The organism is Neobacillus sp. SRL179, assembly GCF_984799095.1.
The window spans coordinates 2,030,351-2,056,689 of sequence record NZ_OZ481792.1 but is presented as its reverse complement, the minus strand read 5'-3'; the positions used below and the strand labels follow the sequence as shown (position 1 = coordinate 2,056,689).

At 39.5% G+C, this 26,339-nt stretch carries 27 protein-coding genes, 1 pseudogene and 2 riboswitches; of the genes and pseudogenes, 3 read left to right on the top strand and 25 right to left on the bottom strand.

Going from position 1 to position 26,339, the window contains the following annotated elements:
* The 10 genes and pseudogenes from AC4E8C_RS10145 to AC4E8C_RS10100 form a co-directional block, all read right to left on the bottom strand.
* Positions 1 to 693 (bottom strand): ECF transporter S component, encoded by a 693-nt coding sequence (locus AC4E8C_RS10145; RefSeq protein WP_490211983.1) that lies wholly within the window; start codon positions 691 to 693, stop codon positions 1 to 3.
* Complete coding sequence (locus tag AC4E8C_RS10140) at positions 680 to 2,314, bottom strand: ABC transporter ATP-binding protein (protein ID WP_490211982.1); 1,635 nt, start codon at positions 2,312 to 2,314, stop codon at positions 680 to 682. The genes AC4E8C_RS10145 and AC4E8C_RS10140 overlap by 14 nt, the downstream gene beginning before the upstream one ends.
* Complete coding sequence (locus AC4E8C_RS10135) at positions 2,296 to 3,174, bottom strand: energy-coupling factor transporter transmembrane component T (RefSeq protein ID WP_490211981.1); 879 nt, start codon at positions 3,172 to 3,174, stop codon at positions 2,296 to 2,298. The genes AC4E8C_RS10140 and AC4E8C_RS10135 overlap by 19 nt, the downstream gene beginning before the upstream one ends.
* 18 nt (positions 3,175 to 3,192) lie before the next feature.
* Positions 3,193 to 3,957: a DUF4430 domain-containing protein gene (locus tag AC4E8C_RS10130; protein ID WP_490211980.1), complete on the bottom strand. Its 765-nt coding sequence runs from the start codon at positions 3,955 to 3,957 to the stop codon at positions 3,193 to 3,195.
* A 63-nt stretch (positions 3,958 to 4,020) separates the two neighbouring features.
* Positions 4,021 to 5,796 carry a DUF4430 domain-containing protein gene (locus AC4E8C_RS10125; RefSeq protein WP_490211979.1) on the bottom strand — a complete coding sequence of 592 codons (1,776 nt, stop codon included), beginning with the start codon at positions 5,794 to 5,796 and terminating at the stop codon, positions 4,021 to 4,023.
* A gap of 127 nt (positions 5,797 to 5,923) precedes the next feature.
* Positions 5,924 to 6,111: riboswitch (cobalamin riboswitch) on the bottom strand.
* Positions 6,112 to 6,236: 125 nt separating this feature from the next.
* Positions 6,237 to 6,707 carry a 6,7-dimethyl-8-ribityllumazine synthase gene (gene ribH, locus AC4E8C_RS10120; RefSeq protein WP_490211978.1) on the bottom strand — a complete coding sequence of 157 codons (471 nt, stop codon included), beginning with the start codon at positions 6,705 to 6,707 and terminating at the stop codon, positions 6,237 to 6,239.
* A 49-nt stretch (positions 6,708 to 6,756) separates the two neighbouring features.
* Positions 6,757 to 7,359 (bottom strand): annotated as a pseudogene (ribB, locus tag AC4E8C_RS10115) (3,4-dihydroxy-2-butanone-4-phosphate synthase); the annotation flags it as partial.
* A 29-nt stretch (positions 7,360 to 7,388) separates the two neighbouring features.
* Positions 7,389 to 8,048: a riboflavin synthase gene (gene ribE, locus AC4E8C_RS10110; protein WP_490211977.1), complete on the bottom strand. Its 660-nt coding sequence runs from the start codon at positions 8,046 to 8,048 to the stop codon at positions 7,389 to 7,391.
* Between the two features lie 151 nt (positions 8,049 to 8,199).
* Positions 8,200 to 8,346: riboswitch (FMN riboswitch) on the bottom strand.
* A gap of 144 nt (positions 8,347 to 8,490) precedes the next feature.
* Positions 8,491 to 8,988 carry a GyrI-like domain-containing protein gene (locus AC4E8C_RS10105; RefSeq protein ID WP_490211976.1) on the bottom strand — a complete coding sequence of 166 codons (498 nt, stop codon included), beginning with the start codon at positions 8,986 to 8,988 and terminating at the stop codon, positions 8,491 to 8,493.
* A 122-nt stretch (positions 8,989 to 9,110) separates the two neighbouring features.
* Positions 9,111 to 10,364, bottom strand: coding sequence for a CapA family protein (locus AC4E8C_RS10100; protein ID WP_490211975.1), 1,254 nt, complete (start codon positions 10,362 to 10,364; stop codon positions 9,111 to 9,113).
* 226 nt (positions 10,365 to 10,590) lie between these two features.
* Here AC4E8C_RS10100 and AC4E8C_RS10095 point away from each other — a divergent pair, with 226 nt between their 5' ends.
* Complete coding sequence (locus tag AC4E8C_RS10095; RefSeq protein WP_490211974.1) at positions 10,591 to 10,794, top strand: hypothetical protein; 204 nt, start codon at positions 10,591 to 10,593, stop codon at positions 10,792 to 10,794.
* Positions 10,787 to 10,987 carry a YwbE family protein gene (locus AC4E8C_RS10090; RefSeq protein WP_490211973.1) on the top strand — a complete coding sequence of 67 codons (201 nt, stop codon included), beginning with the start codon at positions 10,787 to 10,789 and terminating at the stop codon, positions 10,985 to 10,987. Before AC4E8C_RS10095 ends, AC4E8C_RS10090 begins: the two co-directional genes overlap by 8 nt.
* Before the next feature lie 64 nt (positions 10,988 to 11,051).
* On the opposite strand, the gene AC4E8C_RS10085 is transcribed toward AC4E8C_RS10090, so the two are convergent.
* From AC4E8C_RS10085 to AC4E8C_RS10060, 6 genes are all read right to left on the bottom strand, one after another.
* Complete coding sequence (locus tag AC4E8C_RS10085) at positions 11,052 to 11,252, bottom strand: cold-shock protein (RefSeq protein ID WP_490211972.1); 201 nt, start codon at positions 11,250 to 11,252, stop codon at positions 11,052 to 11,054.
* 127 nt (positions 11,253 to 11,379) lie between these two features.
* On the bottom strand, positions 11,380 to 12,129 hold the full coding sequence (locus tag AC4E8C_RS10080) for a Cof-type HAD-IIB family hydrolase (RefSeq protein WP_490211971.1): 750 nt from the start codon (positions 12,127 to 12,129) through the stop codon (positions 11,380 to 11,382).
* Between the two features lie 212 nt (positions 12,130 to 12,341).
* Positions 12,342 to 12,650, bottom strand: a complete 309-nt coding sequence (locus tag AC4E8C_RS10075) for an iron-sulfur cluster assembly accessory protein (protein WP_490211970.1) — start codon at positions 12,648 to 12,650, stop codon at positions 12,342 to 12,344.
* A 137-nt stretch (positions 12,651 to 12,787) separates the two neighbouring features.
* Positions 12,788 to 13,489: a CDP-diacylglycerol--serine O-phosphatidyltransferase gene (pssA, locus tag AC4E8C_RS10070; RefSeq protein WP_490211969.1), complete on the bottom strand. Its 702-nt coding sequence runs from the start codon at positions 13,487 to 13,489 to the stop codon at positions 12,788 to 12,790.
* A gap of 222 nt (positions 13,490 to 13,711) precedes the next feature.
* Entirely contained in the window at positions 13,712 to 14,479 is a 768-nt protein-coding gene (locus AC4E8C_RS10065; RefSeq protein ID WP_490211968.1) for a TerC family protein, read from the bottom strand.
* A 276-nt stretch (positions 14,480 to 14,755) separates the two neighbouring features.
* A complete protein-coding gene (locus AC4E8C_RS10060; protein WP_490212521.1) occupies positions 14,756 to 16,279 on the bottom strand; it encodes a carboxypeptidase M32 in 1,524 nt (507 codons plus the stop codon).
* Positions 16,280 to 16,517: 238 nt separating this feature from the next.
* Between AC4E8C_RS10060 and AC4E8C_RS10055 the strand changes: the two genes are divergently transcribed.
* Positions 16,518 to 18,593, top strand: coding sequence for a peptidoglycan D,D-transpeptidase FtsI family protein (locus AC4E8C_RS10055; RefSeq protein ID WP_490211967.1), 2,076 nt, complete (start codon positions 16,518 to 16,520; stop codon positions 18,591 to 18,593).
* A gap of 1 nt (position 18,594) precedes the next feature.
* Here AC4E8C_RS10055 and AC4E8C_RS10050 read toward each other — a convergent pair whose 3' ends face one another.
* The 9 genes from AC4E8C_RS10050 to AC4E8C_RS10010 form a co-directional block, all read right to left on the bottom strand.
* A complete protein-coding gene (locus tag AC4E8C_RS10050; RefSeq protein WP_490211966.1) occupies positions 18,595 to 19,053 on the bottom strand; it encodes a (2Fe-2S)-binding protein in 459 nt (152 codons plus the stop codon).
* Positions 19,054 to 19,095: 42 nt separating this feature from the next.
* The gene (locus AC4E8C_RS10045) at positions 19,096 to 19,920 is read right to left on the bottom strand and encodes an FAD binding domain-containing protein (RefSeq protein WP_490211965.1); all 825 of its coding nucleotides are present in this window, start codon (positions 19,918 to 19,920) and stop codon (positions 19,096 to 19,098) included.
* The gene (locus AC4E8C_RS10040; RefSeq protein ID WP_490211964.1) at positions 19,907 to 22,237 is read right to left on the bottom strand and encodes a xanthine dehydrogenase family protein molybdopterin-binding subunit; all 2,331 of its coding nucleotides are present in this window, start codon (positions 22,235 to 22,237) and stop codon (positions 19,907 to 19,909) included. The genes AC4E8C_RS10045 and AC4E8C_RS10040 overlap by 14 nt, the downstream gene beginning before the upstream one ends.
* 48 nt (positions 22,238 to 22,285) lie before the next feature.
* Complete coding sequence (locus tag AC4E8C_RS10035; protein ID WP_490211963.1) at positions 22,286 to 23,302, bottom strand: XdhC family protein; 1,017 nt, start codon at positions 23,300 to 23,302, stop codon at positions 22,286 to 22,288.
* 129 nt (positions 23,303 to 23,431) lie between these two features.
* A complete protein-coding gene (gene trhA, locus AC4E8C_RS10030) occupies positions 23,432 to 24,079 on the bottom strand; it encodes a PAQR family membrane homeostasis protein TrhA (RefSeq protein ID WP_490211962.1) in 648 nt (215 codons plus the stop codon).
* Positions 24,080 to 24,221: 142 nt separating this feature from the next.
* Positions 24,222 to 24,428, bottom strand: coding sequence for a hypothetical protein (locus tag AC4E8C_RS10025; RefSeq protein ID WP_490211961.1), 207 nt, complete (start codon positions 24,426 to 24,428; stop codon positions 24,222 to 24,224).
* Positions 24,429 to 24,727: 299 nt separating this feature from the next.
* Positions 24,728 to 25,102 (bottom strand): hypothetical protein, encoded by a 375-nt coding sequence (locus AC4E8C_RS10020; protein ID WP_490211960.1) that lies wholly within the window; start codon positions 25,100 to 25,102, stop codon positions 24,728 to 24,730.
* A 144-nt stretch (positions 25,103 to 25,246) separates the two neighbouring features.
* Complete coding sequence (locus AC4E8C_RS10015) at positions 25,247 to 25,855, bottom strand: LysE/ArgO family amino acid transporter (protein WP_490211959.1); 609 nt, start codon at positions 25,853 to 25,855, stop codon at positions 25,247 to 25,249.
* A 23-nt stretch (positions 25,856 to 25,878) separates the two neighbouring features.
* Positions 25,879 to 26,325, bottom strand: a complete 447-nt coding sequence (locus tag AC4E8C_RS10010; RefSeq protein ID WP_490211958.1) for a GNAT family N-acetyltransferase — start codon at positions 26,323 to 26,325, stop codon at positions 25,879 to 25,881.
* Between the last annotated feature and the right edge of the window lie 14 nt (positions 26,326 to 26,339).

The window sequence follows — 26,339 nt, the reverse complement described above, 5'->3', positions numbered from 1 at the left end:
TTATTCCAATAACCCATACTTCCTTTTAAATCGAGTCAATATTTTCAGCCACAAATCACCAAACACAAGCAGAAAAACGACATTAGAAACGGCATGGAACGTATCAAAGGTTGCGCTTCCTACTATATAGACCAAAAATGCCTTCCAATCAACGTTACTTCCTGACTGAATAATAGCTAGAAACCCCCACATGTTCATGATCCAGCCAAACAAATAACCCCAGATGATCCCAAAGAGGATTCTTCCGGACTTCAGGTTCATTAATCTCGTCTTTCTTAACAGTCCTGCCGTTAGTCCTACCATACCCCAAGCCACCATTTGCCAAGGTGTCCATGGCCCCTGCCCGAGAATCATATTAGAGGCTAACGCTGCCACGGCGCCAATCATAAAACCACTCTCTGCCCCGAAAACGAAACCTGACATCAAGATGACAAAGGTTGTTGGCTGCACACTTGGCAAACTTGCGAAGGGAATCCTGCCAACAGCCGCAATCGACGCTAATACAGCTAAAAGGACTAATTCCCTCGGTTCGACCTTACGACTTTCAAATCGCACTAGAAATAGGACAATACAAATAATCACAAGACCAAAGCTAACCCATAAATAGGAGTCCGCCCATTTATAGGTCATTCCTAGTAAAACAGCCATAGCCATAACCAGAACAACAGTAATAGTAACCCTATGTTTCCCCATTAAGCAGTGCCTCCTCCATTGTGATTGGAGCTGCTTCTGGATGGTCGCGGAACAACCTTTGAATCATCGTTGTATAAAAGAAATTCCCTCTAAAAAAAGTCTCTGGAATGTCCTCTGAAGTAATATCCCCTTGAAACATCATCCCACATTTGGTTGCATATTTTGCTGCAAACTCCACGTCATGGGTCGACATAAGAATGGTCATTCCATCACGATTCAACGAAAGAAGAAGGTTTGCAAGGTTTTCCTTTGAAATCGGATCGAGCCCTTTGGTAGGTTCATCTAATAAAAGTACTTCTGGTTTTCGAAGTAATAAGCAGGCCATGGCTGCCTTTTGAAGTTCACCGCCGCTAAGATCATAAGGATGACTTGCTTTTAAATGGGCAATCCCTAAATCATGCAACAGCATGTCCACTTCACTGTGATTGGTTATTCCCCATTTTGCCACCGTCTCCTGTATTTCTTTCTCAACAGTATCTTGAAGAAAAAACAACTTAGGATTTTGCGGCAGGTAACCAATCGACTTGGATAATTCATGTTGTTTATTCACCTTCAAGGGCTTTCCATCATACAGTACTTTTCCGAGTTCCGGCTTCAATAATGCTGCCACTATCTTTAATAAGGTGGACTTTCCAGAGCCATTTCCGCCTAATAATGCATAAAACTCACCTTCATACAGACTTAGATTAAGCTCATTCAGGATAAAGTCAGTTTTTCGATTATAACGAAATGAGAGGTTTTTAACGTTTACTTTTATAGATGGGTTGGGCCAGTCTATGTGGGTCTTAGATAAGGATGTCCATACTGGTTCCACCTGTTGAACCCAATTCCTGCCCTCTTTAACAGTCAATGGGATACTTCCTTGGCCATTCCTACTTAAAAACAAGGCAGGAATAGTCGGTACAAATGCTCTATTGGACGAATTCCAAATCTTTGCCAAGACTTCTTTTGGCTCTCCGCCAATTTGCACCCGCCCCTTTTCTAACATGACGATCTGATCGGCTAACGTAAACACTTCCTCTAACCGATGCTCGGCAATAACAATCGTCATGCCAAATTCATCATTCAGTCTTTTTAACATATCAAAAAAGTCCCGTGAACTAACTGGATCAAGCTGCGCCGTTGGTTCATCTAATAGTAAGATATTGGGCTGCATCAACAACACAGAGGCAAGGTTAATTTGCTGTTTTTTACCACCGGATAGTTCATGTGATTTTCGGTGTAACAACGGTTCAGCACCAAAAAAATGAACCATTTCCGCAACCCTATTCCTCATTTCACTAGTAGACAATCCGATATTTTCAAGTCCGAAAACAAGCTCATGCAGCACATCATCAGCAACAATCTGATTTTCCGGGTCTTGGAAGACAAAACCGATTTCCTTGGAGAGCCCCTCTGTTTCCTGAACCAGTTGACCATTAATCATAATCTGTCCTGTAAGCGTGCCAGTGGGCTGAATTTCTTTTTTTAGTAAACGTAATAGGGTACTTTTTCCGGAACCTGATGCACCAAATAGGACCACAAACTGCCCTTTGTTTATTTTTAAGGAAAGGTGGCTAATGGCAGGTTCTGTGCAGTCAGGATATTTAAAAGTGACATCGTTTAATTCGATAAGTGCCATTGGAACCATCCACCTGCTTCAACTATTAATGGAAAACTTAAGAAAATAATATAACAAAAAAGGACATTTGCTTCGGCCCATGGCAGCTGCCATGCCTCCATAATTGGATAAATGGTAAGATAGCCAAAACCGGACAGACGACCAACTAAAATAAAACAAAAAAGTGCTATTAAAAAAAGAATCGTGATTACATCTGATTTTCGGATTTTAAAATATTCATATGAGGATCGTGCCCCTTGGCCATAGCCCCTTGCTTTCATCGAATCAGCCGTTTGAATTGCTTCTTCAAGAGAGTAGGTTAACAGTGTTTGCACATATTGCATCCCCGTCTTTACTCTTGTCCGCCAATTCCCTTGACTAACCGTAATTCCTTTACTGCGTTGCACAACCGTTATTTCTTCCAATCTTCTTCGCATCAGCGGTATAAAGCGGAGTGTCAACATCAGAAGAACCGCAAACTGCGGCAAAATTTTTGAAAATAAAAATAAAAGCTTGTTGGGTGTCATAATCACGTTAAATGAAACAAATAATGCTAAAATCGTAATAATAGACATGGCATTCATACCGCCATAGACCACCGCTTCTACGGTTATTCGGTGTTCGTTTATGGCAAATAACAGATGCTGTCCCCTTTCATTAAACATAGGATTCATGATTAACATCAGGAAAAAGGTTGTCACGATAAAAAGCAGCCACCGTCGTATTCCACTTAAACGGTCATGAATCACATTAATCAAGCAAATAATAATAACGGCTATACCTAAAAAAATGGGATGTAACATCAAGATAAGCAGGGCAATAGACCCTGCGTAATAAAGAAAGGACACAAGCGGATGAAAATGTTCAAACCTGCTTTTCATCACTTGGACCCCCTGACATTATTCGGTATAGTAGCATTCAATCCGATCACCGTCTTTGACCTTTATAATCCCAATACTTTTCGAGATGCTGACACCATTGTGTTCAAAGACCCAGCCACTTTTTACACCGTAATCAAATTCGTAGATATTATCAATACCTTCAATATAAGCTGTCGCTCCGCTTCCCCGTGAATCGACTACAATCCCCTTTTTATTTGCTTCTCTTTTGATAATATCAAATATGGTATCGCCATCCTGAAAACTAACCTTTGTCGCACCTAAGATCGTCCCGCGTTCCTTTGGACCTACAATGGAGAGGGTGACCGTAGTGGCAGGCTTCGGACTCTCTGTGGTTGTGGTTGTTTTAGGTGGAGTCGTTGGATTCGTTTGTGGTGCAGCAGGCGTTGCTTGTGCTGTACTAGTTGTTGCCGATGCAGAATTCTGCTTCGTTGTTGTCCCTGTCGAATTAGTTTGGCCAGATGGTGTTGATGGCTGACTTGCTGGTGCAGTTTTATTCACAGGAGTAGTTGGAGCGGCTGGCTGCTGTTCTGGTTTCTTATCTTCCACGGACAAACTAGTTGTAGATGGCTGCTCCTTTTGTCCGGTTTCCTGTTTTTCAGTTTTTACATTATCTTCGCTCTTATCAACTTGTTTGGCAACTTCCGTTGTTTTTGTTTCTTTCTTCGTTTCCTTCGTATTGTCAATACTTGAACCACAACCTGTTAAAGTAAACATGACAAGTATGAATAATAAAATAACTGGTACTTGAAGTATTTTTTTCATAGCTGCCCCCTCCTTTGGCTGCCCCCACCCTGATGACACAGGCGAGGGTAAGCAATCCTGTTGTTAAGCCCTTTGCTTTCTTTGCTTGATGTACATGATACTACCTGCCATCATCAACAATAGTCCAATTGCAAGCAGGTTATACATATTGGTAGCTGTATTCGGCAGAGCATTACCGTTTGTTTTTAGATCCTGACTATCTGTATCAAGACCAGGCGTTTGACTCACAGGTGATGATTGATTCACAGGTGTTTGGACTACCGGTACGGTCTCGTCATTTGTTTCCGTTCCCGGTTGTTGTGCTGCCGGTGGTGTTGTCACAACGGGTGGATCGATTTCAACCGGTTGTTCTGCTAATGGGATTTGGAATAATGAACCTTTACCTTGTAAGAACAGTTGGTAAGCTGCCAAGCCCTGGATGCCTTGAGAGGTTGACATGGCATCACTCTGATCTCCACCTTTGTAATCAAAACCGCCATCCGTATTTTGGAACGATAAGAAAAATGGTACAAGCGCTTGATCATCTTTTACAAATGAAGAACTATTAGCATCTATTCCTAATGCCGATAAAGCGACAATCACTTGGGCGGCAGTAGAACTATTATCAATTATCGATGCTTGAAATTGTGACGATAAATAATTGACAGCTAGATTGATTTTATCTTTTACATCTGCTTGTCCCTTATATGGGGCAAGTGCTGTAAGAATCATCGCCGTTGTATCGATATCACTTGTTGAACCCTCATCCCAGGCCCATCCGCCATCTGAATTCTGCCGATCTGTTAAGTAACTCACAAGTTTCGGTCTTGTCCATAGAGCCGTATCTGGAACGGAAAAATTAGCACTATCCAATGTACTTAAGGCATATGAAACCCCAATTAACCCTTGTTTGGTGACATTTCCATTATAAATAGCCTGAATTAGATTAAAGCTTTCAACATTTTGCGGGTCTCCGCCTGCAGCAAGAATACCCAGGGCATACCGTTCAGTATCCGTGATTCTTGAGAATTTCCCTTGCTTTTCTTTAACTAGTGATTTAACAGTGGATAGATAATTGGCTGGGATGGGTTTTCCTACTTGTTTTAAGGAAATAACCGCCCACTCATCCACTTGCTCAGTGCTATAATATCCGCTTACACGATCAATGGCACTGTTCATAGTCTCTTGTGGAATAGGCTCCAAAGTAGGTGTCGTGTTTTCTCCCCATGAGTCATATTGAAAAGTAATTTTATCACCAGACTTTATCAAGTAACTGTTTGGGTCACTATTCACCGTCACGCCATTAACAGTAAATGCCGTGTAATTCAATTGTTGTGGACCTGCTGCTAATTTTAATAGCTGTAACGCAGTAGGTTGTCCGATAAAACCAATATTGGTTAAGGCCGGAGTCAAATCCTTATTATTAGGATCTACGATATTTAAGGACACGACATTTTCAGGCATATCGTACCAGCCGGCATAGGTAAATGTTAATTGGTCCCCTTTTTGGACTTTATAGAGGTCATAGTTTACTTGAGAGAATAATCCGTTCACATAAAAAGCCCAGTAATGCTCGGGTTTTATTTCAGAACCTTTAATACGATTGATGGAGGCACCATAATCTGTTGACGCCACATCTATATCATCATTAACTGCTTTTTTTAATACTTCCAATGCCGTTTCATTTGGATTAAAAGGTACTGGTGCTTGATAAATTTCTTTTCCAGTGTCATCCAGTACCGAAATGGTCACCGCATCTTCTGGAGCCGCTGCGTTAACTTGCAGTTGAAACCCATTAGCTGTCAGGCTAAATAAAAGAAGGAACACAAATAACAGATTGATTTTTCTTTTAAACATCATTTACTCTCTCCCTGATATGATATTTTTCCATAAAAAAATCCTCCCATAGGAGGAGGAGTGTTATGTACGTTAAGTTGGAAACGCAAAAAATACGCTTCTTGCTTAACACTCTCCTATCCGCGTAGGCTGTTGGTGTTAAAAACAGGCAGGTTTCCTGGCTCATGATCATAGCTCCCTATGTCTTCCCATCCTTCGACAGTGACAATTATAGGTTGCTCCCATTTACAGTGGCGGGACCGCGTTGGAATTTAACCAACTTCCCTATTAAGCTCAAAGTCTTGTAACAGACTTCAGCACCTGTTTTACCGAGTTATTTTTTTATGATACGTCTATTATATATATAAATTAATTTATTTGTATAGGATTTCATTCAATAACTTTTTATCAAAAAAAAATAGGCTTAGAAGGAAATCATTCTAATACCTATCTTTTGTTGAAAATTATTGTTCAATATTTCGGCATAAATTAGCCATTTCAATCGCTGCGGTCGCTGCATCCCAGCCCTTATTACCTGCCTTTGTTCCAGCACGCTCGATTGCTTGTTCAATGGATTCTGTTGTTAATAATCCAAAAGCAACAGGGATGCCACTGCTTAAGTTAATAGCTGCTACACCTTTTGCCACTTCGTTACAAACATAATCAAAGTGAGGAGTAGCGCCGCGAATGACGGTCCCAAGCGTAATAACAGCATCGTACTTTTTACTATTCGCCATTTTTTGAGCAATTAGCGGGATTTCGAACGCACCAGGCACCCAAGCGACATCAACGTCTGTATCATTAACACCATGTCTTTTAAGGGCATCTTGTGCACCACTCAATAATTTACTCGTAATAAACTCATTAAACCTTCCGACAACAATTCCTACTTTTAAACCTGAACCTACTAAATGCCCTTCAAATATTTGTCCCATTATAATACCTCCAAATTTTGTTAATATTTTACCTAACGTTTGATGAAGCTTCCTTTTTGTTTCTGTATTCAACTAAATCTTTGATCATTATCATTTTTACGTTAAACTTATCCGCAACTTCGCGAAGCTGGGGAACACGTGCCATAGTTCCGTCCTCATTCATGATTTCACAAATCACTCCTGCAGGTTTAGCATCACATAATTTAGCTAAATCTACAGCTGCTTCGGTATGTCCAATTCTCTGCAAAACTCCCCCGTTTTTGGCAATAAGCGGGAACATATGACCCGGTCGTTTAAAATCCTCGGGTTTTGCTTCTGGATCCAGCAAACTTAAAACAGTAGCTGAACGTTCGAAAGCGGAAATGCCTGTTTTTGCAAATTTATGGTCAATACTAACCGTAAAGGCGGTTCCATGGGGATCGGTGTTATTTTCCACCATCGGATGTAAGTTCAATTTTTGTGCCAATTCTTCTTCAATCGGTACACATATCAGTCCTCTTCCATGTGTCGCCATAAAATTAATAACAGCAGGTGTGGCCTTTTCGGCCAAGGCAATAAAGTCGCCTTCATTCTCACGATCCTCGTCATCACAAACAATGATAACTTTACCTGCTTTTAGATCTGATAAGGCTTCCTCAATACTATCGAACACAACCATCACTCCTTTTTAAAAAGCTGAATTTAATAAAAACCATTTTCCTCTAAAAACTTTTCTGTTATTCCAGACTTGCTTTTTCGCTGCGTATCGTTTCCAAGGTTTTTGATAAAATGACCTACATATTTACCAATCATATCGCATTCCAAATTGACGATATCTCCTTGCCCCTTTAGGCTTAATATGGTTTCTGACAAGGTATGAGGAATAATTGATAACGTAAAACTTTGTTCCGTTACCTCAAAAACAGTTAGGCTTGTCCCATCAACAGCAACCGAACCTTTTAAAATAATAAATTGAAGCAATTCAGGGTCCGCCTCAATTTCATAATAAACAGCATTTTCGAGTGTCTGCTTTCTTTTAATCATCCCAGTTCCATCAATGTGACCTGAGACGAAATGACCGCCAAACCTTCCACCTGCTGCCATCGCCCGCTCAAGGTTTACTTTCGAGCCCCGTTTAACATTATTTAAACTGGTTCCCTTGACTGTTTCTGGCATAACATCAACACTGAAATACTTACTGGAAAAAGAAGTGACCGTTAAGCACACCCCGTTAACGGCAATGCTGTCGCCAAGATGAACATCATTAAGAATCTTTTTCGCATCAATGGATAAAACAAACGAATCGCCAGTTCGCTTAATATTTGACACCATCCCAATTTCTTCTATGATACCAGTAAACATAAACACTCCTTCTCCTTACACGGGGGTCACCATCAAATTAAAAAAATAATACAAAAAGACCCTAAAGAATGTTTCACTTTAGGGTCTTGAAAAATGACAATAAGAAATACAGGCTTAAAAATAGGTATACTTCACCCTACCATTAATCCTTGTTTTCCTTCTCCCATCCAGACTTTAACTGTCGGCTCTGGAATTACACCAGATCCACCGTTTAACAAAATGTTAACCGGGTCACGGACTAAGAAGCTATTGCTTCATCACCGCCGGTTAGGAATTTCACCTGACCCCGAAGGAATTATTCAAATATATAATTACATGTTATTATACTGAAGTAAAATAGTAAAGGGAATTGGACCAGTGCAGCGAATTACCCCTTTACACATAGATATTACTTCAGAATAATTTTTAACCAACAGGTACTATCCTTATTAATCCGTCTCAATTAGGATTTATAAGTCTTGATAGGTAAATAAATTTCAATATACAAGTCACCAGCGGCATATTGAATTGGATCCACTTCCTTATAAATTTCTAAACTCAATGCTTGGTGGTCCTGTTCATAGCCATATTCCTTCATCCAGGTATACAGTCGTTCATAAGTATGTTCTACTTCCTCTTGTTTACCTTTATGAATAGTGAACACATAATTTTTACTTGGAATGGTAAAACCCACCATTCCATCTGGGACATCGTCAATTCTTTCAACAGGCTTAGTTACATAGTAGGTGAACTCTGTCTCACGGCTGTGAAATGGTGCGATAAAAATGGGTTCATCTGTTTTATTGCCCACCTCCCCCAAGCGTTCTTCCATTTTAATAAAAAGACTCGGGATTGTATTTACCTGTGAGAAGGTTCCCGTCCATGATAAGCCAACTACCTTCATTTCTTCTTTCTCTACTACTTGGATTCCCAAGTTAATCGCCCCTTTTTGTTTAGTCATATTTATATAATTCTAATAAATCCCTTAAAATCCTTCCTAAATTATTCGACCCTTTCCGTAAATTATTTTAGAATTCTTTTTTTCGCAAAAAACAGAGGAGAACAATTCCTCTGTTTCAACCGCTAGTTATCATTTTCCGCAACCGTCTGATTTTCTTGGATTAAACCATTTTGAATCTGTAAATCCCCAAAGGATAGTCCCTGCAGTTCATTCCACACTCTCATTTTTTCGTTGTCGCTTTGTTTCACAATTTGGTCTCTTGATATTCGATAGGGAACAAAAGTCATCTTAATTTTTTCCTTATCAATATCTAGATGCAGGACACCAGTTTGCGCAGCATTACCCTTAATATAGTTGGGAAATAAAAAGTTTCCTAACGAGTAGGCAATCGGCTTCCCTTTATAATATTCGAATCCTTGTAATACATGTGGGTGACTTCCAATAATCACATCAGCGCCCGAATCAATCATTTTTTTAGCCCATTCCCGTTGAAAAGCTTCTGGAGAACGTTTTGTTTCAATTCCCCAATGGATAAAGACAAATAATAAATCCGTATCTGTTTTTTCTTCTTGAATGGTTGATTGAATCAAATTGAGATCATACCCGTTCGCTAGTCCTGGTCTCGTAACAGTTGCCACCCACGAATAGTCAGGAAGCACCCTAGAGAACGCAAGTATTTTAATGGTTTTCCCTTTAATACGATAAGTTTTTGCCGTGTAGGCCTCTTCCTGATTAAGTCCGCCGCCGATATAATCTAATTGATACTGCCTTAGGGAAGCGATTGTATCTGTCAAGCCTGTCTGACCATAATCGAGTGAATGATTGTTCGCAAGACTAACAAGCTGAAAACCTGCGTTTTTTAATCCCGCTAAAGCAGTCGGGTCTGACCGAAAGGTATATTGCTTTGCTTGTTTTGTTCCGCCCGTGGTGATAGCGGTTTCTAAATTTACTACGCCTAAATCACTTGAAGCTAGTTCTTCTTTAATCTGAATAAATGGGTAGTCTGGTCCTTTTTGTTTAACCGTTTCTTTGACAGACCAATCCATCATGGCATCACCAGCAAAAGTTAAACGGATCGGTTCTATGAACTCTGGTTGTTTAGTCTTCTCTATCATAAAGATTGGCTTGCCCTGAGAGACATTTTGCCAGCTTAAAAGGAAATCATAAAAATTACCTGTTACTGGATTTGGCCTTAATGGTTTATTGAACCTTCCAAATACTTTCCTTTCAAAAATTTTCATAGAGAATGATGGTTTTTCACTATTTGTTACCCTCCTCCCGTTAGATCCTCCTTCACTGGCTTGAACGAAAAATGGGGTTATACTTTGATTGAGTAAAAATAATATAGCAAAAATGACAAATCGATGTTTAAACACTACTTTCCCCCCTAGCATCTAGAAATAAGTGTAATAGGGAAAAAGTAAAAAAGGTGTCGAAATTTGTATAAAAAGAACAAAAATAGTCGTTCGCTAATGGAACTAGCTTGTGTAAATGATCGTTATGGTCTCAAGAAATTTAAATATTGAATTATTTTTTGATAAATATGTTTTTGTCAGCAAATAGATTATACTGTATGTAAGTAACTTTCTAGGAGGACGTACCATGAGTGAATCAAACCATACAAATACTAATGAAGAACCAAAAAAGAAAATGAGCTTACAAGAGGCAATGAAGCAGCAGCTTGAAAATAAAAAGAATAAAGCTGCAACGGGAAATTCCAGTGCCTCAAACTCTCAAAGTGCCAAAAAAATGAAAAGCCAGCAAACCAAAAAGGTGAGTAATTCACGGAGAAAAATGGGTGTCTAATGGACAAAATAGAGGTGATCTTTATCCTGGAGTACGTGTCAAAATTGTGTTAAAAGCGGACCAAAAAACAGGGAAGCTTACAGCTGGTGTCGTAAAAGATATTTTGACCAAATCCAGTTTTCACCCTCACGGGATTAAGGTAAGACTTATGGATGGACAAGTAGGCAGGGTGAAGGAAATTCAAAATTCCTAATATCCTATAAAAAATGACACAGAAAAACAGACTCCAATGTTGGAGTCTGTTTTATTGTAAGGTCTTATGATTTACGAACGTTAACCGCTTGCGGTCCACGTTGTCCATTTTCAATTTCAAACGTAACCTCTTGACCTTCATCCAAAGTTTTGTATCCTTCGCCTTGAATCGCTGAGAAATGTACGAATACATCTTCTCCGCCTTCACGCTCAATGAATCCAAATCCTTTTTCACTGTTAAACCATTTTACTTTACCTTGTTCCATTTCTTTGTAGCCTCCTAGCATGTAGCTATAACATTTTTTGCAAAAAATACTTGCTTACATATTTTTACCCGATTACCAGTCACATATACCATTAAATTTCAAAAAATATTAATTCATTACTTTTGGACTATAAGACCCATTTTTGGATTGCTTTAGCAACACCATCTTCTTCATTTGTGGCAGTTATCCAATCTGCTGCCCCTATTACAACATCCTGTGCATTTCCCATGGCAACACCCAGTCCTGCATGTTTAATCATCATTAAATCATTATAACTGTCACCCACGGCCATCACATTTGCCATTTCAATCCCTAATTTGTTGCAAACAACTTCCAGACCCCTAGCCTTATGAATGCCTGTTGAATTGACTTCTATGTTCTTCAAGGTGGAATTACTTAATTCAAACTCTCCCTTGTCTTCAAGCACTTGCTTAATTAGTTCTCTGGTTGCATCATCGTCAGTCCAAAAACCGAATTTCAACCATTCCACATTATGGATGTCGTCGGGCATTTCATTATGCCAATTACGTTCTGTGCTGATGGCCCAAAAGTTTGTTTTGTGCTGTTTGGATAAGTCCCACATCCATTCCACAAGTTCTGGTTTCACTAGATTTCTCTCAACAAGTCCCCTGTTGCCATCCCAGATTTCACTGCCATTTACAGTTACTAAGTAGGAAGTAAGCCCTAAATCATCAGCATGTTCTCGACACGTAAGCAGCGATCTTCCTGTACTAAGAACGACATGTACCCCCTTTTCTTGTGCTGCCTTGATTGCTTGACGGTTCGCTTCAGATACCTTTCCTTCATTATTTAACAGTGTTCCGTCCATATCTAAGGCAACCAGCTTAATCGTCCTATTTTTTTTTGCAGTTTCCATTCTGTCAATATCCCCCTTTTAGAATTCCCTTATTAAGGTAACACTTTGGAACACTACTATTCAAAAATTCGATTTTCAAGTTAACATAATTTTTTTATGTTAACTTGATGATAAGCATAATAGAAATGACTTATAATAAAAAGCTATTCCATTTCAATAAAATAACAACAAAAAGGCGCTAGGATAAGTCCAAGCGCTTAAATAACAAGTTATTAATGGTGGTGGTGATGGTGTTCACCTTTGGTTGGATTAGTAATTAACCATTCCTCTTTTGGGACATGGAAGAATTGAATCCAAACCCCATCCAAATATTCATCATTTTTCTCAAGTATAAAATCAATATCTTTATCTGTTTTGACTACTTCATCGTTTTCAGTTGGTGTATCCAGCATCAAATCATAGTGGGCATGATCGCCGTGAATATTGGTGACGTAAACTCGGAAAAGTTTTCCTTCTGCCCCTTCTTGTTCCATCATTTTTTTCAATGCTTTTGCGGCATTTCGATTAATTTTAACTTTCATCTTATGCTCTCCTCTTATTATGTATTCCTTCCTATTATCCCACGATTCGACCTAATTAGACAAATATAACTGTGTGCTAGGACAAATTAAAGAGGTTAGCACCATGTAAAATTACCAAATGGTGCCTGACACCCAATTTATTTTGAGCCGTTCCTTCTTTTTGTTTTCACTAATTGATAGCCTATAAAGGCAATATACAGCGGAATGGCTACATAAATGAAATACGGAAATCGATGTTGTTCCTTTTTAAAAACTATGTAAATCGCTGCCCCCATAAAAAGGGTGATAATAATTCCATACTTTGGCAGTGGGATTTCTTTCAGACTAGGAATTTTTATGGTACTGACCATAAGGTAACAGAGAACAAAAAAGGCAACCACAAAGATTAAACCCAGCATCCTGCCGTGAAATAATGTTAATAAGGTTAACAAGCCGCCTGCAGCTGTAATCGGAACACCTGTAAAATATTTTAGGGAAGATTTCACGGCATTTATATTAAATCTGGCTAGCCGGTAAGCTCCAAATAAGGGAAAGAGACCGGCAACAGCCATCCCTACCGTACCAAAGTAAGAGAAGTAGGAATAATAGGCCATCATAGCTGGTGCAACGCCAAATGTAACAATATCTGCAAGTGAATCAAGTTCTTTCCCCAAATCACTTTCCACATGGAGCATTCGAGCAATCCTTCCATCCATACTGTCCAACATCATCCCAATTAAGATGAGAATCGCTGCATTCTTATAGTCACCTTGAGCAGAGTACATTAATGATAAAAATCCACAGAATAAATTAGCAAGTGTAAATAAGTTAGGAATAGCATTTCTGATAATATCAATCACTCCAAAAAAAATTAAAATTATACTGCTTTCTTTGTTCGCTTATATTTCTTATTATACCGTGTTTCTTTGGTAAATTGGAAAAACAAGGTTAAGTAATAAAAAAAAGACAATAACATATTTATTATCTCACTTGTTAACATTACTATGTCAAAATAAAGCTAACTATCTTACAGCATAAAGGAAAACTCGCCAAATGGCGAGTTCATTTTTTATATCTTGATTTTAATTTGCTGTTTCTGGAGATTGTTCTTTTGAAAAAAACCAACCAGCTGCGGCAATCGCAACTAAGACCAAATAGAAGGTTACTTTCCATTCGGTTGAATGGGCAAATTCCTCATTTAATATGGCTAATGCAGGATGTGAAAGAGTATAGACAGCCAGTTTAACACCAACCCAGCCAACGATCGTGAAGGCTGCTATTTCCAGACCTGGTCTTTTTTCTAATAGCTTTACAAACTGATTTGCAGCAAAACGCATGATGATTAAGCCAATAATTCCACCGGCAAAAATAACTAAGAATTTACCACCATCAAGCCCGCCAATATTGGGAAGCGGAGTATCCGGCAAAACAACTGCCATCGCTACAGCTGCTAGAATCGAGTCTACTGCAAAGGCAATATCAGCTACTTCTACTTTAAATACAGTCGTCCAAAAACCGCCGCTTTTTCGAACTTCTTTCTCTTCATTTTCGGCTGCTTTTCCTTTGACGACTTTGCGAAAAATGTGATTACCTGCCATGAAAATTAAGTAGAGCGCACCTATGGCTTGAACCTGCCACACATCCACAAGAAATGAGATCATAAACAATGATGCAAAGCGGAACACGAATGCTCCTGCTAATCCGTAAAACAAAGACTTTTTCCGTTGTTCCTCTGGAAGATGTTTGACCATGATGGCAAGTACCAAGGCATTATCAGCAGCTAACAGCCCTTCTAATGCTACTAAAACAAGTAAAACCCAGCCGTATTCCATTAAGAGTGTAAAATCCATAAAAAATTCCTCCTCAAAAGGTTTATTTTTTAAATACTCCTTATTGCCATAAAAATAGGCCTCTACTGGTCACAGTAAAGGCCTAAAAATACAAAGCAAGACCTTTACAGTAAAGTAAAGGTCTTGCTAACAACGTCCATGTTGCCAATAAAGCCGGAGAATATTCATTCTCGAAATGACGACTTTATTGTAGCAGCTACTCCCCTTTAAAAAGGAAATATTTAATTACTCTTACTATATTATACTTTTAATTTGTTGTCAATGTAACTTAAAAGTTTATAGCTTGTAAACTTCTGAATATTTTCTTTCTAAGTAGTCAACGAGGTAATCTGCATTTAATTCTTCACCCGTCACTTTGACAATTAACTCATTAGGTGTATAGAGTTTCCCGTACTGATGAATATTCTCCTTCAACCATGCTTGAATATTGTCGAACCTTCCATTTTCAATTTCCTTATAAAGATCTGGCAGTTCCTTTTCAATCGTATGGAGAATTTGCGCTGCATACAAATTCCCTAAAGAATACGAAGGGAAATAACCAATCCCTCCGAATGACCAGTGTACATCCTGCAGAACTCCAAGCGTGTCAGTCGGTGGTGTAATTCCTAAGTAGTCTTGCATTTTTTGGTTCCAAACCTCAGGTAACTCTTTCGCTTCGATCTCCCCAGCAATTAGAGCCTTTTCGATTTCATAACGGAGCATTATGTGTAAATTATAGGTTAATTCATCGGCTTCCACTCGAATAAATGATGGTTGAACCGTATTAACGGCACGATAGAATTCCTCAACTGATAGATCTTTTAATTGGTTTGGAAAATACTCTTGAAGTGCAGGGAAAAAGAATTTCCAGAATTCCCTGCTGCGACCTACCATATTTTCCAGAAATCTTGATTGCGATTCGTGGATCCCAAATGAGGCACCACTTTGGAGAACCGATTCCTCAAACAACGGATTGACATGCTGCTCATAAATACCATGGCCTGCTTCATGAATGGTACCGAACAGAGCAGATCGGACATTTTTCTCTAAATAACGGGTGGTTAACCGAACGTCGCCAATCGTAACTGTCTGGGCAAAGGGATGAACTGTTTCGTCTAAGCGGCCAGCCTCCATGTCAAAACCTATAATAGGCAGGATAAAACGATTAAATTCTTTTTGTTTCTCAATATCAAAGCTTTGGTCAAACACGGAAACTTCGGTAGGTTTACCATTTTGCTTAATTCTTTCTAACAATTTCACACTTGATTCTCTTAATTTAGCAAATAAAGGATCCAGCTTCTCAACTGTTAATCCCGGCTCAAACTCATCCAACAAAGCATCGTAAGGATGTTTTTCATAGCCAAAGATTTCAGCAAATTTCCGTTTAAACTCAACAATTTTCTCTAACGATGGAAGATAGCGGGCAAAATCGTTGTGTTCTCTTGCTTCTTCCCAAGCATCATTAGCTTGTGCCGTTAAAACACTATATTCTTGAAAGAGATCTGCCGGAATACTTTTTGATTTTTGATAATACTCGTTGTATTCCCTTACCTTTGCCTTCGTTATTTCATCCAATTCTTTCTTACTTTCTATATTGGAAAGCGTTTCCAATAACCTTCCCATTTCTTCTGAAACAGATAATTTAAAAACCTCAGTCCGCAATGTCCCTGCTGCTTTTGCAAAAACATTTCTGCCTTTTTTGGGTGCCATTACCTTTTGATCCCAGTCTATTAAACCGACGATACTCGAGTAATGGGTAATTTTTTCATCTAAGAGTTTAAATTGTGCTAATGTCTCTTGTAATCCGGCTGACTCCACCATTTTCTGTTCCAATTAGTCGACCCCCTATGTATTTTTTATAGATGTTCTGATATGATTACATCTTTTTTTCATTATAAATTAAAAATTCAAATAAGGAAAAACTTTTAAAATATTATTGTTAGACATTTATAATCAAAACAGCAATTTTTCCCTTAATTACTGCATAAATTTATCCTTTCCTAGCAAAGAATAGTAGTTGGATAGGAAACCACTTTGGTCAAAAGGACGTGCTGTGACATTGGAGAAACAAAAAAAGAAAAAGTCTCATTTTCCTTTCCGATTAAATGTGCTCATCTTTAGTGTGTTTGTTTTATTTTCTATCTTGATCCTAAGGCTCGGCTTTGTTCAAATTGTTTACGGAGAAAATTTCAAACGAGATTTAGAGCGAAGAGAAGATATCACCATTAGCCATCCTGTTCCAAGAGGAAGAATACTTGACCGCAATTTTAACGTTATCGTAGATAATGTCCCCAAAAGTGCTATCTCCTTTATGAATGAAGGGTTTAGCCAAAAAGTAATGCTTGAAACAGCTGAAAAGTTGGCAGGTCTAATTCATATGAAAACGGATAAGATTTCTGAACGAGATAAACGGGATTATTGGCTTATGAAAAATAAACAGCAAGCTGAAGCCAAAATAACACCTCAAGAATTGGACTTATATGCAGCTAAAAAGTTAACTGATAATGATTTATATAGACGTAAATTGGAACGGGTTACGCTAGAAGATTTGAAACAACTTACAGATTTAGATCTAGAAATCCTAGCCATCTATCGAGAGTTTAGCAAAGGCTATAAGTTTATCCCACAAATTGTGAAGAACGAAAATGTCACGGAAAAGGAATTTGCGGTTGTAAGTGAAAATCTCCAATCACTGCCAGGGGTTGAAACCACCACCGATTGGGACCGCTTATATGTGTTCAAACATACATTGAGATCCGTTCTCGGTAATGTAACCAGAGCAGATGAGGGGCTTCCTGCTGATCAATTAAATTATTATTTGGCACGAGGCTACTCAAGGAATGACCGGGTCGGTAAAAGTCAGTTAGAATGGCAGTATGAGGATATCCTGCACGGACATAAATCAAAAATGAAAAATGTGACAGATAAACTGGGTAACGTCCTCGAATCTCAGCCTGTTTCAATTGGAAAAAAAGGGAAAGACCTTGTGTTAACGATTGATATGGATTTACAAATGGCGATTGATCGAATTATTGAAGAAGAACTTTGGAAAGCAAAAAAAACACCTGGATCTCGTTTAACCGATCGTGCCTACGTTGTATTAATGGACCCGCATACCGGTGAAGTTTTAACGATGTCTGGTAAAAAGATTGTAAAAAACCAGGCAACAGGTAAAGCTGAAATGACAGATGATGCCCTTGGAACCTTTACAACAACCTATAGCGTCGGTTCTACAGTAAAAGGAGCAACTATTTTGACCGGATATAAAACCGGTGCTATTTCCCTAGGTACTTATTTTGATGATGCGGGTATTAAAATAAAAGGTACACCTATTAAAAAGTCATATGCCTATTTAGGTAGAATAAATGAAATTAATGCTCTAAAAAAATCTTCAAATGTTTATATGTTCCATACGGCAATCAGAATTGGAAAAGGGCAGTATGAATATGACAAGCCCTTAAATTTAACAAATAAAATGGCTTTCGAGAACATTAGAAATTCATTTTCTTCCTTTGGACTCGGAACGAGAACGGGAATTGATTTACCGAATGAACAAACTGGCTTTAAAGGGCAAAGTAAACTCCCTGGTTACCTGCTGGACCTTGTCATTGGCCAATATGATACATATTCGGCCATGCAATTGGCGCAATATATTTCTACTATTGCAAATGGCGGATACCGCATGCAGGCACATGTTGTCAAACAAATACGGGAACCAGGTAATGAATCAAATGAGCTTGGGCCCGTTCTTAAAGAAATCAATCCAACCGTCCTTAATACAATTGATATGAAAAAGGAATGGATGAAGCGGGTGCAATTAGGCTTTAAAAAAGTTATGCAGGAACCAGGTGGGACGGCCGTTAAATTTTTTCAGGGTGTTCATTACACACCTGCCGGAAAAACAGGAACAGCCGAGGCCTTTTATGATGGACCATTACGCAGCCACTTTGGCAAAGAACCACCGCCTGTCATGAATTTAAGCCTGGTAAGTTATGCACCAAGTTCACATCCAGAGGTTGCCATGGCAGTACTTGTTCCCTGGGCTTATGATGGCAAAGATGACAATCATGTGAACCTCAAGATCGGCCGCCGTGTTTTAGATACTTATTTCCAAATGAAACGAAAAAATAAATAGTCTAGTTTGATTTTTTTAAAACTGACTTTACGGCTGCTTCAATTTCAATGTAGCTAGTGCAGCGGCAAATATTTGATTCCAGCCATTCTTTAAGGGTTTGATCATTGGCATCGGGATGCTGGTTAATTAACGAGTGACAATTCATGATAAAACCAGGGGTACAATATCCGCATTGGAAGGCAAATTCCTCGATAAACGCTTTTTGGATGGGAGTATTTTGTAACCCTTCAATGGTTGTCACCTTTTGATTCACTGCTTCCACGGCAAGCATTAAACATGATTTCATTGGCCAGCCGTCAACCTGAACCGTACAAGCTCCGCAGTCCCCATTTAAACAGCCTGGCTTTGCACCAGTCAGGCCTAGTTTAGTCCTTAAGATATATAAAAGTGAATCCGCCCCCCTAACCGTAAGGCTATGTGCTTCCCCATTTATATTTAGTGTAATGGTGTGGGTATTCATGGGTCCCTTCCCCCTTTCATCATCCATCCTGCATAGGACTTGCTACAAAACCGCGAGTGCATCAGAGAGCAGATTCCGTAAAACAAATAAACGGTATTCCGCTGAGCCCTCGACATCGTCTAAAATGGGTGCAGGCAATTTGTCCAAAGCCTCGTTTATCCTTGAATCAGCAGACTGGCCGTAATGATTTAAAGCCTCCTCCACCATAAATGAGCGAAATGGAAACGGGCACAAGCCACTGATAGCCACCCGAATCTGGTTTTCAACTTTAAGGGCTGCAAGCGTAATTAAAGGATAACCAGTGTTCCATTGCTGCCTGCGCTTTACTGTAAAGAATGGGGCGTTAATATATTTCTTTTCTGTTGCGATTTGCACTAAAAATTCCCCGTTTTGCAAGCGGAGATGTTCTTGGAATAGTTGGTTGATGGGAGTAATCTTCTTTCCTTCATGCCCTACAATCATCACCATGCTATCCGCTAATAAAAAGGGTAAAACGGCTTCACGATAAAAAATTCGTGCGCATATATTGCCGCCTAAAGTAATTTTCCCACGTGCGGTATGGTCGGCCACTTCACTAGCAGTTTTCGTTAGTAACGGAAACAGATTCGCTTCTTCTATTTGTGTGAGGGAGGGTGTACTGCCTAAAAGCAAATGATTTCCTCTCATTTCCATGACCTTGCATTCTGGAATGTCTTTGAGATCAATTACAGCTTCAGTATAAGCTAAATCAATTCTCCCGAGAGTTATTAATTCTGTACCTCCTGCAAAATACATCGGCTGTTTTCCTTGTTCGTCTAAGGTTCGATATAACTCGATTGCCTCCATTAAGCTTATAGGCCGAAAGTAATCAAAATCAAAGGGAAGCATTCCGTTTTGCCTCCTTTGCCTTCCAAATTAATTCAGGAAGCAAGGGCAGATTGTGCAGTGAGACGCCTGCAGCCACTGATAGGGCATTCCCAAGTGCACCTGGCATTCCCATTAATCCATGTTCCCCTACCCCCCGTGCACCAAACGGTCCATCCAACTGTGGAGTTTCCACAAAGCCCACTAGGTATTCGGGATTTTCACCATACCTGAGCGGCCGGTAGGTACGAAGCTGGGGATTCAAAACACGGCCTAATTCATCAAAATAAAACGTTTCTCTTCCCGCAAAGGCGAGCCCCATACTCATCGCGCCCATCACCTGACCAAGGGCTGCTTTCTCATTCATCACTTTCCCAATATCAACAACTGTACACGCCTTCAGTAAACGGTACGTATAATTCCGCCTGTCAAACTCAATTTCCACTGCGTAAGCTGCTACTGTCCATTCAGGACCCGGTTTACCGGCGCCAGTTTCCGGATCCAAGTGGGTCATGTGACGTAGAATATACTTCCCCCTTCCAATGATTTGCCCGCCAATGGCATTTCCATTGGGATATTGATATCCATAGACTACATCCTTAAAATCAAGACCGATTAAAGGATCGTCTCGTAAAAAGACCCTGCTATCCGCTACTTCCAAGTCTTCCTTAGGTGCCCTAAGAACACAAGAAGCAACCTCTTTTATTTGCATAATAACATCTTCCGCAGCATTTAAAACGGCTCGCCCACCCATGAATGTGCCCCGACTGGCGACGGTCTTCCAATGTTCTGGAGTTGTTTGTGTATCTACCTCCATTCGGACATGAATTTTATCTACATCCATCTGGAGCTTTTCTGCAAGAATTTGTGCCAAAATCGTCTTTGTTCCAGTACCAATTTCTATCACACCTGACATTAAATTAAGACTGCCATCGCGGTTAAAGGTTATTATGGCTCCTGAAGGCGCATTCGCATCAATCGTTGACGTTTTCCAGCTGCAACTGACGCCTTTTACACGTACCAACCGTTCATTTACTTCTTTTACAGCGCCTTCTTCCCACTTGATTAATTCTTTCACTCTCTCAATACACTTTTGTAGGTTTCCCACATTGCTATTATTCAGTAATACTCTTGTTGGTGTCGTGTTTCCTGGTTGAATAGCATTTATATATCTAAGTTCTAATGGGTCCATATTTAATTTTTGCGCTAGTATATCCATCGTACGTTCAATCACAAATGATAGTTCAGAATGACTGAAACCTCTAAAGGGGGACGCATAGGGATGATTCGTGTTCATACAATAGGAGTCACACCAGACATTTTCAATATTATACGGTCCCGTACAGTCGACAGCCCCTGCTCTAGTCACATCAATGGCTTTATCAGAATAGGCACCGCCGTCCCATAAGAAGACAATTTCAGCGGCTTTTATTTTTCCGAATTTATCAGCTCCTAATTTAACCGTAGCATCTAATCCAATGTGACATGGTGAGGTAATCATATCTTCTTCCCTTGTATTAAAAACCTTAACAGGTTTTCCCCCGACAGCTTTTGAAGCTAAGTAAGCAAGGATTTCTAACTGTACTGCTGCCTTCCCTCCATAGGCTCCTCCGACGAGAGGGGTATGAACGATAATTTTCCCCATGTCCTCGTTAAAGAACTTTGTAATCAGCTGTTTTACCATAAAAGGGGCTTGTGACGATGTCATAATGATAATAGTTCCATCTGGTTTCACTTCCGCAGTTGCACATCTTGTCTCCATTGCGGCATGATCGGAGGGGGAAAAGGAAAAGCTCGCTTCCACCTTCGTATCACTTTCTGCCCAGCCCTGCTCCATGAAACCTTTACGGATTTTTATATGTGTCGCAATATTAGTGCCAGGCACCGGGTAGGAATCAGGTTCTTTTTCATATTCCCCTAATTGTTCATGGACAAGTGGGGCATCCTTCTGAAAAGCTTGAGTTGGTGTATTCACCACTGGCAATAGTTCATAATGGACCTTTATCAGGTCTGCTGCTTGCTTTGCTTGTACGGGATTATCGGCAACAACAAGCGCTACAGGTTCACCATGATAACGGACCTTATCAACAGCAAGAGGTGGTCTGTCACGGATTGCTTCCCCAGTTAACGGAAAACTCTTCCCAGCGAGAATGGCTCTAACACCCGGAACTTGTTCGGCTTCTTTGGTATCAATATTTACAATCCTTGCATGACCATAGGGACTAATGACAATTTTTCCTGACAGCATCGGAATGGATTGATAGTCATTCGTGTACATTGCCCGGCCCGTTACCTTTTCCTCTGCATCCTTACGGAAAACACTTTTCCCTATAACCTTCACACAACACCCCTCCTATTACATAAGTGTGACTATACCAATTGCGTGACGTTAATCTGGAATGGTCCATAATAGTTCAATTCGCTCATGTACTGGTTTTCTCCACATTTCAATCATTTGGGCCACCACACTAACAGCAATTTCCACAGGACCTCTTGCTCCAATTGAGACTCCCATTGGTGAACAAATCCAGTCTGGTATGGTTTCCCTATTCAAAAGCCGTTTTGTTCTTTCCTCCGGCCCCAAAACACCTAAATATCTTATATTTTTATGGAGGACTTTTTTAACTATTTCTTGGTCCTTTTGAAATTGATGTGTCATGACCACAACAAAATCATATGGTGACAAGATAATTTTTTTAAATATATTCGCTGGGCTTCCAAGCAAAAGTTGTTCCGCAGCTGGGAAGTGTTTTTTCTGACAAAACGCTTCCCGCCAATCGCAGACTACTACCGAAAAACCTGTATCTGCGGCTAAAGAAACTAGCGGTCTAGCATCCGGGCCAGCTCCAAAGACAATCAGCCGGGGCTTCGGGAGGTATGTTTGCTGAAATACGGCAGAATCCTCCCTTAATTGGCCCCTGCTTCCAGTTGTAAATTCTATCGTAGGAAGAGACCCCGACCAATTTCCGAACGGTTCTCCCTCTTCTTCTATAAAAACATATTCTCCCAGGTCATCTAATTTTTTTAGGCCAATAACGGGTTTATGGCGATTGAGGAGCCTTCTTACGCATCGAAGATCCTCCCGCAATTTTTCCGTAACCGGTTCAACTAAAATATCAATGGTGCCATTACACCCCGTCCCTTGCCCCCAGCCTAAATCACTTTCATCAAATAATTCATATTGAACCATGATGGGTTCTTGACTATCAAAAACCTCCTTCACTTTCATTGCCAAATCTTCTTCTAAGCATCCAGCTGTCAACATACCCATTTGTGAACCATCTGCAAAAAACAACATCGAAGAACCTTCTTTTTTATAAGCGGAGCCCCTGACACGAACGATCGTGGCTAATGCTTTTTCCCCTCTATGCTCAATACCACTTAAAATTTGATAAAAATCCTCCACGCATTTCCCTCACTTTAGGTATATAAATTCTCTATCCTATTTATATTTAACTGTTAGCTATTCCTAGAAGAGATTTTTTTAAACAGCGTGTATAAATAAAAAAACAGCACCAGTTAAAGTGCTGTTTCTTTATTTAATCGGTAATACATAAAATAACACACAAAAGAAGTGGGCCACGCTGCCAGCCATCACGAATAAATGCCAAACCGCATGGTGATACTTAAAGACCCTCCATACATAAAAAATAGCTCCAAGTGTATAGAGTGCACCACCGATAATTAAATAGGCCATTCCTTCAGGGGAGAGATTGGTGCTTAACGGTCTCCATGCAAAGATAATCAACCAGCCCATCACAACATATAAAATAGTCGAAGTAAACAAATATTTTTTCACAAAAAAACATTTAAATATAGTTCCGGCAACGGCAAGAAACCAAACGACTCCAAATAGGGACCACCCTAAAGGTCCTTTGATAACAATTAATAAAAACGGTGTATACGTTCCGGCAATGAAAAAGTAAATCGAGGAGTGATCAAAGATTTCAAAAACATCCTTCGCCTTTCCTTCAGGTAAACTATGGAGCAATGTCGATGACACATAGAGGATCAACATCGTTACGCCAAATAGGGTAAAGCTAACGATATGCCAGGCGGTCCCGTAAAGGGATGCATAAACGATTAAAATAACTAATGCTGAGATACTAAGCAAGGCCCCGATTCCATGAGTAATGGAATTAGCCACTTCCTCACTTTTCGTAAATGTATGGGTTGCTGCCACGATAACTTCTCCTTTCCATTTCAACTGTTTACAATGTAGACACTACCAATTAAAAATGATATTCACAACCTACCATACCTTTTTTGCGAGAACAATAAACATTTATCATATAAAGCAGAAAAAGACTTAATTCGTATCTGAATTAGTCTTTACCTTCATCTCTATCATAATCATTTTTATGATTTATTTGAGCCTGCAATTTCTTTATATGTTCTTTTGGATTCCAACATTTAAATTTGTAGACTGGTTTTGTTTCATAACCTAAGCGGCTGCATAAATAGTTCATACCTTTGGAGGTTTTCTCAGCCTTAAAGTGCTTGCACGTCGCACAACAATGAAAATCTTTCAACGAACGTCACCTTTCTTAAACTATTAATCTTTCCTTAATAGTTTGTTCATATTTATCCCTTACTATAGTAATAGGTTCACGGAAGAACCTTTAACCTCCGCCCCCCTTAATATAGATTAGTTTGACTGCCCGGCAATCGGCCGGGTATTTTTTTATTGGCTCTGTTAATCTTAATTGTTGATTTCCGCTCCAATCAACGTGCTTATAAATCAACATTAATCTTTAACACAGCCTTTTTATTTAAAAGAAACACGAAAAAGTGGGCACAAATAATTTGTGCCTCACCTTTCCGTGTTTATCTACTGACGGAATACAGGGTTTTGATTGTTTTGAAACATTTGTGCTTGGAACCCTGGATTTTCAACTATTTGAGTTTGGTACCCAAATGATCCCGTCCCCATTTGTCCCGCTAACTCTTTTTCCATTTGATTACACTGGGCAATAACCTCTTGGCATCTTTGAATAGCCAGATTATGACCTTGTAAGCTTTGCTGAATCGTTTGAACCGCCATTCTTTCCTTTTGCAGCATTTGTTCCAGCATTTGAACATTATGCTGTTCATTCTGCAGCATTTGTTGGTATTGCTGATTACTTAATTGGGTCTGCTGAATTAATTGTTGGGAAAGCTGACGGCATTGATTAATGTGTGTAATCGAATGTTGAGTGGTTTGCATGTGTTTGACCTCCAATTTATTGGGATTTCACTGCAAATTCTTTGGGACAAATAGTGGGCTTTAAATCAACCCAAAGATTATAATCCTCCAAGTCAGAAGTTTTCATTCTTAATAAAACTACCAATAACTGTGAAGTCTAATCCATTAAAACAGTGAAAAGATAAGATAAACCGCTGTTCCCCACATAATAAGAGCAGATAATTTATTTAAAATAAGAATAAATCCCCCGGACTGATCGAGCATTCCTGCGAGTCTGCCTGCAATTGATAATCCAAAAAACCACAGCCATGAAACAAGGATGCAGGCAAGCATAAACGTAACTTTAGTGGAGCCGCTATAAGACAATGAACTCGTTCCAATGACACCAATTGTATCCATAATGGCATGGGGATTTAGAAGGGAAACAGATGCTGCAAAGGCAATTTGCTTCCGTGGTGTGATTGAGACGGCTTTTGTTTCACCCGCGGGCGGCTTACTTTTCCATGTTGAATACCCCATATAAAGCAAAAAGATAATACCGATAAGAAGCATGGTCACTTTTATCCACGTTATTCCGAATACAACCGCAGAAACACCAAAAACAGCTAAACTAATTAAAAGTGTATCACATAATGAAGCAGTCAAAACGACAGGAAGAACGCGAACCCATTTTTGCTGCAATGCTCCTTGATTAAAGATAAATACATTTTGAACACCTAAAGGCAGAATTAACCCTAGAGCCAATATAAAACCATGAACTGCTGCACTTACCATTTTCTATTTCTCCTACTCCTACATTATTGTTTTATTCTCTCCATAAAGATTTCAGGATTCTTTAATTGTTGAAAGCCATATTGCGAGTACAGGCCGTGGGCATCTTCCGTGCAAAGTACTATTTTCCTAACATCTTTAAGGGCTGATTCATTTGTTAGAACCCCCATCATCCATTTTGAGAGCCCCTTGCCCCGATACTCCTTTAAAACAAAAACATCCATTATATAAGCAAACCTGACAAAATCCGTCACTGCCCGAACAAAACCGATTTGATTTACTTTCCCTATTCTCGGATTGCCCTTAAACAACCCAAAACAAATAGTTGAATGTTCAATCGCTTTAGCCACAGAATCTCGTGTGATCCCTTTTGCCCAATAGGATTCTTCGCTAAGAAATTGATGAATGACATGAAGATCAAGAAGAGTCTTATCTGTACTAATGTTAAATCCGTTTTTAGTCCAAGTAGACATATGTAAATCCACCT